Here is a 2408-nt window from a genome sequence, read left to right as displayed (position 1 = left end):
GGTGGGCGCGTCGCCAAGCGCGAAGTCGCCACTGAGGTTGGAGGTGATGGCCACCGAGGGCTGCTGCTGTTCGCGCGACAGCGATGGCGGTACGGCACGTTCGGTCAGCGTGGCGATGGTCGACATCGGCACGAAACGTCCGTCTGCCGTCTTCAGGAAGATGTTTTCCAGATCGGTCGGATCGTTGATCGGATTGGTGGTCGAGACCAGCTTCACGCCGTAGCTGCGGTCGGCAATGTAGACGTCGACGACATCGTTGCCGTCGAGCATGGCCTGCAAGGTGTTGGCCAGTCCCGATATGTCGATGCCGAGGTCGGAGGCGCGCTCGCGGTCGATGGCCACGGCGAGCTGCGGTTGCGTCGGGTCGATCGACAGGCGCGGTGTCTGGAAGCGCGCGTCCTTCTGCATCTCGGCGATGATCTTCACGGCTGCGTCGCCGAGCGCCTTGCGGTCGTTGCCGACCAGCGCGAACTGCAGGCCGTTGCCGGCGCCACGGATGCCGAGGCTGTTGGGCTGTACCGGGAAGATGCGCACGCTCGGCACCTGCCTGGTCAACTGGCTGATCTCGGCCATGATCTCCTGCTGGCTGCGGCTGCGCTCGTTCCACGGCGCCAACGTCATCACCATGAAGCCGGAATTGTAGGAGCCGTTCTGGCCGGCATTCTCGAAGGTCGAGCGGATCTCGCCGGAATCGCGCATCGGCTGGATCAGTCTCTCGATCTTCTGCATCTGCTGCGTCGTATAGTCGAGGCTGACGCCTTGCGGGGCGCTGATGCGCAGAAGCACGGCGGCGCGGTCCTCGGTCGGCGTCAGCTCCTGGCGGATGGTGCCGAACAGCGTGAAGGCGGTGCCGGCAAACAGCACCGCGACCAGAAGCACGATCCATGGCGCGTCGAGGCAGGCGTGTAGGCCGCGCTTGTAGGCCGTATTGAGCGCGCCGCCGATGCGGGCGCCGATGCCATGGCCCCCTTCGTGGTGGAGCGATGCGCTGGTCAGCATGCGCGAGGCGAGCATCGGGCACAGCGTCAGCGCCACAACGCAGGACAATAGCACCGACATGGCAAGCACGAAGCCGAATTCGCGGAACAGGCCGCCGGTCTGGCCGGGCAGGAACGAAATCGGCACGAAGACGGCGACCAGCGTCAAGGTGGTGGCAATGACGGCGAAAAACACTTCCTGCGCGCCAAGCACGGCGGCGGCGCGGGGCCCCATGCCTTCATTGCGTCGTCGCACGATGTTTTCGAGCACGACGATGGCGTCGTCGACGACCAGTCCCGTCGCCAGCACCAGAGCGAGCAGGGTCAGGATGTTGACCGAGAAGCCGGCCAGATAGATGGCAGCGATGGTGCCGATCATGGCGACCGGCATCGACAGGCCGGGGATCAGCGTCGCGCGCCAGTCGAGGAGAAACACATAGATGACGATCAGCACCATGGTCACGGACAGGCCGAGTGCGATCTCGACCTCGTGCACCGCGCCCTTGACGAAGACGGCGTCGTCGCTGGTGATCTTGATCGACATGCCCTTGGGCAGGTTTTCCTGCAGCTTGGCGACGGCGGACTGGACGCCGGTCGAGATGTCCAGCGTGTTCGATTCCGCCTGGCGGATGATGCCGATGCCGATGCCGGTCTTGCCATCCGAGCGCAGCGTGGTCTGGCCGACGTCGGGACCGAGCGTGACGGTGGCGACGTCGCGGATGCGCGTCGTGCCGCCGACAATGATGTTTTCGAACTCTTCCGGCGTGGTCACGTCGGCAGTCGTGCGGACGATCAGGTCCTGGTTGGTCGTGGTGATCGAACCGGCAGGGGAATCGAAAGCGACCGAGGCAAGGGCGGCCCTGAGATCGGCAACCGTGAAGCCGAGGCTGGCCAGCTTGTTCTGGTCGACATCGATGCGAAAGATCTTGTCGCGGTCGCCATAGACCTGGACGTCGGCAACGCCGGGCACGGCGGCAAGCTCGTCCTCGATCTGGTCCTGGACCACCACGGTCATGTCCTGGATCGACATGTTGTCCGAGGTCACCGCCAGTCGCATCACCGCGTCGGAATTGGCGTCGGCCTTGACGATGCGCGGCGGATCGGCGGTGTCGGGCATCTGATTGGCGACGCGGCCGACAGCATCACGCACGTCCGAGGCGGCGACATTCAGATCGACGCCGTCGTTGAACTCGATGGTGACGCGGCTCGAGCCGAACGAGGAAGACGACGAGATCGACTTGACGCCTGAGACGCGGGCGACGGCGCCCTCGATCGTGTCGGTCAGTTCGCGGTCGACGGTCTCGGCCGCCGCGCCCTCGAAGGTGGTGGAAACAGTGACGACCGCGCGGTCGACATCAGGCAGTTCGCGGATCTCGACGCCGTAGAAAGCGGCCAGGCCGGCGACCGCAATCAGTGTGTTGAGCACGAAGG

Annotated in this window: 1 protein-coding gene; it reads right to left on the bottom strand. The window is 65.2% G+C overall.

From position 1 onward, the window contains the following. A partial coding sequence (locus EN879_RS32185) for an efflux RND transporter permease subunit (RefSeq protein ID WP_164774715.1) occupies window positions 1-2408 on the bottom strand: 2408 nt, incomplete at both ends.

The organism is Mesorhizobium sp. M7A.F.Ca.AU.002.02.1.1 (assembly GCF_003998535.1).
Lineage (GTDB): Bacteria > Pseudomonadota > Alphaproteobacteria > Rhizobiales > Rhizobiaceae > Mesorhizobium > Mesorhizobium ciceri.
Note: the sequence above shows the minus strand (reverse complement) of the source record. Positions and strands in the feature narration are given on the sequence as shown.